The sequence below is a fragment of the Ramlibacter paludis genome (assembly GCF_022012305.1).
Taxonomy (GTDB): domain Bacteria; phylum Pseudomonadota; class Gammaproteobacteria; order Burkholderiales; family Burkholderiaceae_C; genus Ramlibacter; species Ramlibacter paludis.
This window is the reverse complement of the sequence record NZ_JAKLTM010000002.1, coordinates 852,650-861,654: the sequence shown is the minus strand read 5'-3', so window position 1 is coordinate 861,654 and position 9,005 is coordinate 852,650. Positions and strand designations below refer to the sequence as shown.

General features: G+C 69.0%; 7 protein-coding genes. 6 read left to right on the top strand and 1 reads right to left on the bottom strand.

Translation table 11 applies throughout. The features are described from left to right. Positions 1-163 precede the first annotated feature (163 nt). Positions 164-1,153, top strand: coding sequence for a peptide antibiotic transporter SbmA (gene sbmA / locus LZ009_RS10710; RefSeq protein WP_275697897.1), 990 nt, complete (start codon positions 164-166; stop codon positions 1,151-1,153). Here sbmA and LZ009_RS10705 read toward each other — a convergent pair whose 3' ends face one another. Further along, positions 1,154-1,972: a helix-turn-helix domain-containing protein gene (locus LZ009_RS10705; RefSeq protein WP_275697896.1), complete on the bottom strand. Its 819-nt coding sequence runs from the start codon at positions 1,970-1,972 to the stop codon at positions 1,154-1,156. 107 nt (positions 1,973-2,079) lie between these two features. On the opposite strand from LZ009_RS10705, the gene LZ009_RS10700 reads away from it, so the two are divergent. The 5 genes from LZ009_RS10700 (at position 2,080) to LZ009_RS10680 (ending at position 8,924) form a co-directional block, all read left to right on the top strand. Continuing rightward, positions 2,080-2,487 carry a hypothetical protein gene (locus LZ009_RS10700; protein WP_275697895.1) on the top strand — a complete coding sequence of 136 codons (408 nt, stop codon included), beginning with the start codon at positions 2,080-2,082 and terminating at the stop codon, positions 2,485-2,487. 44 nt (positions 2,488-2,531) lie between these two features. Beyond that, positions 2,532-3,614: a 3-phosphoserine/phosphohydroxythreonine transaminase gene (gene serC / locus LZ009_RS10695; RefSeq protein ID WP_275697894.1), complete on the top strand. Its 1,083-nt coding sequence runs from the start codon at positions 2,532-2,534 to the stop codon at positions 3,612-3,614. Positions 3,615-3,645: 31 nt separating this feature from the next. Further along, positions 3,646-4,791 (top strand): phosphoglycerate dehydrogenase, encoded by a 1,146-nt coding sequence (locus LZ009_RS10690; protein ID WP_275697893.1) that lies wholly within the window; start codon positions 3,646-3,648, stop codon positions 4,789-4,791. An 87-nt stretch (positions 4,792-4,878) separates the two neighbouring features. Then, positions 4,879-7,749, top strand: a complete 2,871-nt coding sequence (locus tag LZ009_RS10685) for an aconitate hydratase (protein ID WP_275697892.1) — start codon at positions 4,879-4,881, stop codon at positions 7,747-7,749. Further along, on the top strand, positions 7,746-8,924 hold the full coding sequence (locus LZ009_RS10680) for an FAD-dependent monooxygenase (RefSeq protein ID WP_275697891.1): 1,179 nt from the start codon (positions 7,746-7,748) through the stop codon (positions 8,922-8,924). The genes LZ009_RS10685 and LZ009_RS10680 overlap by 4 nt, the downstream gene beginning before the upstream one ends. Positions 8,925-9,005 lie beyond the last annotated feature (81 nt).

Below are 9,005 nucleotides of genomic sequence, written 5' to 3'. Positions count from 1 at the left end.
AAGGCCGAGGTCCCGGAGGCGCCCGTAGGCCGTGGTGAGCACAGCGAACCGCGGCTCCCCGTAGGCTGGGCCGGCGCGTGCGCCGGCGCAGGTGAGCGCAGCGCACCCCAGCTCGTCGCCCCGGCGTTAGCATCCGCCCAAACCAACACAAGGGCCACGCCGGATGTTCCGCTCCTTCTTCCTCTCCCGCCACTGGTTCGCGTGGTCGGTGCTCGGCACGGTCCTGATCCTGGCCGGCACCTGGTACCGCGTGCAGCTCGACGTGCAGATCAACGCCTGGTACGGCAGCTTCTACGACCTGGTGCAGAAGGCGCTGGAAAAGCCGAACTCCATCGACCTCGGGCAGTACTGGCAGCAGCTGCGGCTGTTCCTCGGCATCGCCATGATCTACATCACCGTGGCGGTGCTGCTGGACTTCTTCATCAAGCACTACGTGTTCCGCTGGCGCCATGCCATGAACGACTACTACATGGCGCACTGGCAGCGCCTGCGCACCATCGAGGGCGCGGCGCAGCGGGTGCAGGAGGACACGATGCGCTTCGCCCGCATCGTCGAAGGCCTGGGCGTGGAGATGGTGCGCAGCGTGATGCAGCTCATTGCCTTCCTCCCCATCCTGTGGGGCCTGTCGGAGCAGGTGAAGAACGTGCCGTACCTGGGCGCCATCCCGCACTCGCTGGTGTGGATCGCGCTGGGCTGGTCGATCTTCGGCACCGTGGTGCTGGCGCTGACGGGCGTGCTGCTGCCGGGCCTGGAGTTCCAGAACCAGCGGCGCGAGGCCGCCTACCGCAAGGAGCTGGTGTACGGCGAGGACGACGCCGCGCGCGCTTCCGCGCCGGTGGCCGTCGACCTGTTCCACCACCTGCGCCGCAACTACTTCAAGCTGTTCTTCCACTACCTGTACTTCGACGTGGTCAAGTACTCCTACCTGCAGGTAAGCGTGCTGGTGCCGTTGGTGGCGCTGGGCCCGACGGTGGTGGCCGGCATCATCACGCTGGGCGTGATGCAGCAGATCTCCAACACCTTCGACAAGGTGAGCGAATCCTTCCAGTACCTGGTGCTGTCGTGGAGCACCATCATCGAGCTGATCTCGGTGTACAAGCGGCTGCGGGCTTTCGAGGCGCAACTGGATGCGCCGGCGCCGCTGCCGGCGTGATCACGAGGCGGCGAGCGCGCGCAGGGCCTGGGACGTGCCCTCGTCCGCTGGAAAGAAGGTCTCCAGCGCCAGCTCCTGCAAGGTCACGTCCACCGGCGTGCCGAACACGGTGGTGGTGCTGATGAAACTCAGCACCGCTCCGTTCGCCGCGCGAAAGCGCAAGGGCATTGCCACGCCGAGCAGCTCGCCCTCCAGCCGCGTGTCGTCGGCATCGTCCGGCACCGGATAGGCCTGCAACTCCTCCTGCAAGGCCACCAGCGCCGCATCGCCGGTCGCCTGGACCTGCTGCCGCAGCCGCTCGAACAGGTGGTGCCGCCACTGCCCGAGGTTGACGATGTGCGGCGCGAGGCCGCGCGGATGCAGGCTCAGGCGCAGGACGTTCACCGTGCCTTGCAGCAGGTCCGCGTCGGCGCGCGCCATCAGGTGCGGCACCATGGCGTTGTGCGCCAGCAGGTTCCAGTGGCGGTCCACCGCCAGCGCGGGATAGGGCTCGTGGCTTTTCAGGATCAGCTGGACCGCATCGCGCGCCACCTGCAGCGCCGGGTCGCTGAAAGGCCGCTCGCGGTACATGGGCGCGTAGCCGGCCGCCACCAGCAGCGCATTGCGTTCGCGCAGCGGCACGTCCAGCCGCTCGGCCAGGCGCAACACCATCTCGCGGCTGGGCGCGGAGCGGCCGGTCTCGACGAAGCTCAGGTGGCGGGTGGAGATCTCGGCTTCGCCGGCCAGGTCCAGCTGGCTCATGCGGCGGTGCTGGCGCCAGAAGCGCAGGTGTTCGCCGAAGGGTTTGCGTTGGGCGGAGGGGTTCTGCAGGGTCTGCATGGCCGGCATGGTAGGGCAGGGCGGGCAGGCGTTCCATGACCTGCCAGTTCATGGACCCGCCGCGCGCCATCATCCAAAGTGGCGGCACGTCAACCAAGGAGCCAACCATGACCGTCCTCGCTTCCCCCCGCTTCCTGCGCGCCGTCCTCTGGGCCGACGCCGCCTCCTGCGCCGGCACTGCCTTGCTGCAGCTGGCCGGCACCGCCGTCCTCGCGCCCCTGCTGGGACTGCCCGCAGGCTTGCTGCAAGGCAGCGCCGCGCTGCTGTGCGTCGTCGCCCCCTTTGCCGCCTGGCTGGCCCGGCGCGATCCGCCCTGGTGCGCGGGTGTGCTGTTCCTGGCCGCGGGCAACGCCTTGTGGGTGCTCGTTTGCCTCGCGCTGCTCTTCACGGGCGCGGCCGGCACGGCGGCGGGCCAGGCCTGGCTCGTCATCCAGGCGGTAGCCGTAGGCGTGCTGGCGGAATTGGAGTTCATGGCGGTGCGCCGCCGCGCATCCGGTATGCTGGTTAACCCGTAGCGCCTGCGGCGCGAACCCGTCCAGCATCAGGAGAACCAGCCCCCATGACCCGCGTCTTCAACTTCAGCCCCGGCCCCGCCACCCTGCCCGAGCCGGTGCTGCGCCAGGCGGCCGCTGAAATGCTGGATTGGCACGGGTCCGGCATGTCGGTGATGGAGATGAGCCACCGGGGCAAGGAGTTCATCGGCATCTACGAAGAGGCCATCGCGCTGCTGCGCGAGCTGATGCAGGTGCCGGCCAACTACAAGGTGCTGTTCATGCAGGGCGGCGCCATCGGCGAGAACGCCATCGTGCCGATGAACCTGATCGGCCGCACCGGCCGCGCCGACTACATCGTCACCGGCGAATGGTCCACCCGCTCCTGCAAGGAAGCCGCCAAGTTCGGCACGGTCAACGTGGCCGCCACCGGCGAAGGCAACGGCTTCACGGCGATCCCCAAGCGCGCGGAGTGGAAGCTCGACCCGAAGGCCGCGTACGTCCACATCTGCTCCAACGAGACCATCGGCGGGGTGCAGTACCACTGGACGCCCGACACCGGCAGCGTGCCGCTGGTGGCCGACATGTCCTCGGACATCCTGTCGCGCCCGATCGACGTCAGCAAGTACGGCCTGATCTATGCCGGCGCCCAGAAGAACATGGGCCCCTCGGGCCTGACGGTGGTGGTGGTGCGCGACGACCTGCTGGGGCATGCCCTGCCGGTGACGCCGTCGGCCTTCAACTACCAGCTGCAGTCCGAGAACGACTCGATGTACAACACGCCGCCCACCTATGCGATCTACATCATGGGCCTGGTGTTGAAGCACTTCCAGTCGCTGGGCGGCATCGCCGCCATCGAAGCGCACAACAAGGCCAAGGCCAAGGTGCTGTACGACTTCCTGGACGCGAGCAAGTTCTACCGCAGCCCGGTGGCGCGCGAGGACCGTTCGCTGATGAACGTGCCTTTCAAGCTGAAGGACGACGCGCTCGACGCGGAATTCCTGAAGGACGCGCAGGCGCGCGGGATGATCCAGCTGAAGGGCCACCGCCTCGTGGGCGGCATGCGCGCCTCGCTCTACAACGCGATGTCGATCGAGGGCGTGCAGGCTCTCGTGAAGTACATGAAGGAATTCGAGGACACCCATGCCTGACAGACCTTTCGGGATCCTGGTTCTGAATCAGATGTCCCGAAGCGGTCTCGACCGGCTGCCCGCGGGCAGCTACACGGTCGGCAAGGACATCGCCGCGCCGGACGCGATCCTCGTGCGTTCGGCGGACATGCACCACCTCGACATCGCGCCTTCGGTGCTGGCCGTCGCCCGCGCCGGCGCCGGCACCAACAACATCCCGGTCGCGGCCCTCAGCGCGCGCGGCATCCCCGTCTTCAACGCCCCCGGCGGCAACGCCAACGCGGTAAAGGAGCTGGTGCTGGCCGGCATGCTGATGGCGGCACGCAACCTCGCGCCCGCGCAGCGTTTCGTCGCCGGCCTCGACGCGCAGCAGCCGCACCTGGACCAGGCCGTCGAAGAGGGCAAGAAGGCCTTTGCCGGCTTCGAACTGTGCGGCCAGACGCTGGGCGTGATCGGCCTCGGCAAGGTCGGTTGCCTCGTCGCCGATGCAGCAATCAAGCTGGGCATGCAGGTCATGGGCTACGACCCGCACATCACCGTCGACGCGGCCTGGAGCCTGCCGGCGCAGGTGAAGAAGGCTGCCAGCGTCAACGACGTGCTCAAGCACTCGCACTTCGTCAGCGTGCACGTGCCGCTGCTGGAATCGACCCGGCACATGGTCAACGTGGACAACCTCAAGCTGCTGCGGCCCGAAGGCATCCTGCTGAACTTCTCGCGCGAAGGCGTGGTCGACGACGACGCCGTCGTGCGGGCGCTGGATGCGCGCCAGCTCGGCTGGTACGTCTGCGACTTCCCGCATGCGGGCATCCTGGCGAGCCCGCGCGTGATCGCGCTGCCGCACCTGGGCGCCTCCACGCGCGAGGCCGAAGACAACTGCGCGGCGATGGTGGCCGAGCAGCTGCGCGACTTCCTGGAGCAGGGCAACATCCGCAACGCGGTGAACTTCCCGCAGGTGGAGATGGCGCGCGAGTCCCGCTGGCGTGTCGGCATCGCCAACGCCAACGTGCCCAACATGCTCGGCCAGATCTCCACGGCGATGGCGCAGGCGGGCCTGAACATCCACAACATGGTGAACAAGTCGCGCGGCGACATGGCCTACACGCTGGTGGACGTGGACAGCGCGGTGAAGCCGCAGCTGCTGGAGTCGCTGCGGGCGATCGAGGGCGTGCTGGCCGTGCGCTACCTGCCGGCCGCTTGAGCCGTGGGGTCGCTTCGCGCCGGCGACCCCGCCGCGCACGCTTTGGGCACAATGGACCGCAAAGCAACAACACGCCAAAGGCCCCGAATGAAGCACGCCTTCGCCCACACCCTCAAGACCTTCAAGGCCGGCGCCGGCCGCACCGGCAAGCTCTTCTCCCTGCCGGCCCTGGCTGAAGAGTTCCCCAAGATCAAGCGGCTGCCGGTCTCCATGCGCATCGTGCTGGAGTCCGTGCTGCGCAACTGTGACGGCCAGAAGGTCACGGCCGAGCATGTCCGCCAGGTCGCCAACTGGTTCCCCAACGCCGACCGCAACACCGAAATCCCGTTCACCGTCGCCCGCGTGGTGTTGCAGGACTTCACCGGCGTGCCCCTGCTGGCCGACCTGGCGGCCATGCGCAGCGCCGCCCAGCGGCTGGGCAAGGACGTCAACCGGATCGAGCCGCTGGTGCCGGTCGACCTGGTGGTGGACCACTCCGTCATGGTCGACTACTACGGCACCAAGGACGCCATCGACCTCAACATGAAGCTGGAGTTCCAGCGCAACCGTGAGCGCTACCAGTTCATGAAGTGGGGCATGCAGGCCTTCGACACCTTCGGCGTCGTGCCGCCGGGCTTCGGCATCGTCCACCAGGTCAACCTGGAATACCTGGCGCGCGGCATCCACGAAGGCGCCGACGGCGTGAGCTACTTCGACTCCCTGGTCGGCACCGACAGCCACACGACGATGATCAACGGCATCGGCGTGGTGGGCTGGGGCGTGGGCGGCATCGAAGGCGAGGCCGCCATGCTGGGCCAGCCGGTCTACTTCCTCACGCCCGACGTGGTGGGCTTCGAGCTCACCGGCAAGCTGCGCGAAGGCTGCACCGCCACCGACCTGGTGCTCACCGTCACCGAGATCCTGCGCAAGCACAAGGTGGTGGGCAAGTTCGTCGAGTTCTTCGGCGAGGGCACGCGCAGCCTCGCGGTGCCGGATCGCGCCACCATCGCCAACATGGCGCCCGAGTACGGCGCCACCATGGGCTTCTTCCCGGTCGACGAGCGCACCATCACCTACTTCGAGGGCACGGGCCGCAGCAAGGAGGAGATCAAGGCCTTCGAAGGCTACTTCCGCGCGCAAGGCATGTTCGGCGTGCCCGCCGCCGGCGAGATCGACTACACCTCGGTGGTGAAGCTGGACCTGGGCACCGTCACGCCCAGCCTGTCGGGCCCGAAGCGGCCGCAGGACCGCATCGAGATCGGCAAGGTGGCCAGCACCTTCCGTTCGCTGTTCTCCAAGCCGGTGACCGAGAACGGCTTCAACCAGGCGCCCGAGCTGCTGCTCACGCGCCACCTGGTGCAGAAGCCCGACCAGGAAACGGAGCAGCGCATCCCCGACAACCCGCCCGTCCCGCTGGGTGCGGCGCGTTTCGCGGGCGAGATGGAGGCCAACAAGCCGACGCTGCAGGCTGCGCACGCGATGTCGATCCCGCACACCGAAGTGGGCAGCGTCACCATCGGCAACGGCGACGTGCTGATCGCCGCCATCACCAGCTGCACCAACACGTCCAATCCCGGCGTGCTGCTGGCGGCCGGCCTGCTGGCGAAGAAGGCGGTGGAGAAGGGCCTGCGGGTCCAGCCGCACATCAAGACCTCGCTGGCGCCGGGTTCGCGCATCGTCACCGAGTACCTCACGCAGGCGGGCCTGATGCCTTACCTGGAGCAGCTGGGCTTCGCGCTGGCGGGCTACGGCTGCACCACCTGCATCGGCAACGCCGGCGACCTGACGCCCGAGATCAACGAAGCCATCACCAAGAGCGACCTGGTCTGCGCCGCGGTGCTTTCCGGCAACCGCAACTTCGAGGCGCGCATCCATCCGAACCTGAAGGCCAACTTCCTGGCCAGCCCGCCGCTGGTGGTGGCCTACGCCATTGCCGGCACGGTGCTGAAGGACCTGATGAGCGAGCCGGTCGGCAAGGGCAGCGATGGCAAGGACGTCTGGCTGGGCGACATCTGGCCCTCCAGCGACGAGATCCATGCGCTGATGAAGTACGCCATGAACGGCAAGGCCTACGGCGCCAACTACGCCAAGGTCAAGAGCGAGCCCGGCGAGCTGTGGTCCGAGATCCAGGGCGTGACCGGCGAGACGTACAACTGGCCGACCAGCACCTACATCGCCGAGCCGCCTTTCTTCGAGGGCTTCACGCTGGAGCCGCCGCCCAGCGGCCGCGCCGCGCCGGCGCTGGCGATTCGCGAGGCGCGCATCATGGCGATGTTCGGCGACTCCATCACCACCGACCACATCTCGCCGGCGGGCTCCATCAAGGACACCTCGCCGGCCGGCAAGTGGCTGCAGGCGCATGGCGTGCACAAGCCCGACTTCAACAGCTACGGCGCGCGCCGCGGCAACCACGAGGTGATGATGCGCGGCACCTTCGCCAACGTCCGCATCAAGAACCTGATGATCCCGGAAGGGCCCGACGGTTCGCGCGAGGAAGGCGGCGTCACGCTGTACCGCGACGCGCAGGGCAGGGCCGAGAAGATGTTCATCTACGACGCGGCGATGAAGTACATCGCCGAGGGCCGTCCCACGGTGATCTTCGCCGGCGAGGAGTACGGCACCGGCTCTTCGCGCGACTGGGCGGCCAAGGGCACGCAGCTGCTGGGCATCAAGGCCGTGGTCGCGCGCAGCTTCGAGCGCATCCACCGCAGCAACCTGGTGGGCATGGGCGTCCTGCCGCTGCAGTTCCAGGGCAGCGCCACCTGGCAGTCCCTGCGCCTTACGGGTGACGAACTGATCGAGATCGTGCCGGACCCGGAGCTCACGCCGCAAAGCGACGCGAAGCTGATCGTCACGCGCGCCGACGGCAGCAAGGAGGAGGTCAAGCTCACGCTGCGCATCGACACGCCGATCGAGGTCGACTACTACCGCCACGGCGGCATCCTGCCCTTCGTGCTGCGGCAGTTGCTGGGGCAGTGAGCCAGGAACTGCTGGTTGCCGGAGGCGGCATCGGCGGGCTGGCCGCTGCGCTGGCCGCGCGGCGCGCGGGCTGGGAGGCGCGCGTGTTCGAGCAGGCCGCGGAGTTCTCCGAGGTGGGCGCCGGCATCCAGCTGGGGCCCAATGTCACGCGCATCCTGCGCGAGTGGCAGTTGCTCGACGCGGCGCTGGAGCAGGTGGCGTCGCGGCCCTCGCGCCTGTGTGTGCGCGACGGCGTCGACGGCCAGGAGCTTGCGCGCCTCGCGCTGGACGACTTCGAGCAGCGCTACGGCGCGCCCTACCTGACCCTCCATCGCGCCGACCTCCATGCCGCGCTGCTGGCGGCCGCCCGGGCGCAAGGCGTGCGGCTGCATGCCGGGCGCAAGGTGGTGGGCGTTGCCGATTCGGAAGTGGCCGTGCGCGTGCGGCCCGATGCCGGGCCCGAGGTGGAAGCCGATGCGCTGGTGGGCGCCGACGGGCTCTGGAGCACGGTGCGGTCGCAGGTCTGCGGCGATGCGGCGCCGCAGGCGACCGGTCACCTGGCGTACCGCGGCCTCGTGCCTGACGCGGACCTGCCGGCCGCGCAACGCGCGCGCGACGTCACCGTCTGGCTCGCGCCACGCATGCATCTCGTCGCCTATCCGGTGCGCGGTGGCGCGTTCCTGAACGTGGTGTGCGTCGTGGAAGGCCGCGTCGCGGGTGATCCGCGCAGCTGGGACGAGTCGGCGGTGGCGGCCGAACTCGAAACGGCGGTCGGCCACATTGCCGGCGAGGCGCGCGAGCTGTTGCGTGCGGTGCCTGCGTGGCGGCTGTGGTCGCTGCACGACCGCGAGCCGGTGACGCGGGCCGAGGAACTGGCCCGGGGCCGCATCGCGCTGCTGGGCGATGCCGCGCATCCGCTGCGGCCTTACCTGGCGCAGGGCGCGGGCATGGCGATCGAGGACGCGCGCGAGCTGGAGCGGGTGCTGGCGGTGGCCGATGGGCGCGTGCTCGACGTGCCGACGGCGCTGCGCCGCTATGCGCTCAGCCGCTGGCAGCGCGTCGCCGAAGTGCAGCGGCGCTCGCGCCGCAATGGCGCGATCTTCCACGCGGCGGGGCCGGTGCGGTGGGGGCGCAATCTCGCCTTGCGGGCGCGGGGGGCGGCGTTGTTGGACCAGCCGTGGTTGTACGGGGGGTAGCCGCGGTTCGGGCTTCGCCGCTCACCACGGCCTACGGGTGGTGCGGGGAGCGCGCATGGCGAGGTCGGCATTCGAACGCAC

Coding starts and splice junctions, on each gene's coding strand:
- sbmA (WP_275697897.1), top strand. CDS start 164: ATGTTCCGCTCCTTCTTCCTCTCCCGCCACTGGTTCGCGTGGTCGGTG.
- LZ009_RS10705 (WP_275697896.1), bottom strand. CDS start 1,972: ATGCAGACCCTGCAGAACCCCTCCGCCCAACGCAAACCCTTCGGCGAA.
- LZ009_RS10685 (WP_275697892.1), top strand. CDS start 4,879: ATGAAGCACGCCTTCGCCCACACCCTCAAGACCTTCAAGGCCGGCGCC.
- LZ009_RS10690 (WP_275697893.1), top strand. CDS start 3,646: ATGTCCCGAAGCGGTCTCGACCGGCTGCCCGCGGGCAGCTACACGGTC.
- serC (WP_275697894.1), top strand. CDS start 2,532: ATGACCCGCGTCTTCAACTTCAGCCCCGGCCCCGCCACCCTGCCCGAG.
- LZ009_RS10700 (WP_275697895.1), top strand. CDS start 2,080: ATGACCGTCCTCGCTTCCCCCCGCTTCCTGCGCGCCGTCCTCTGGGCC.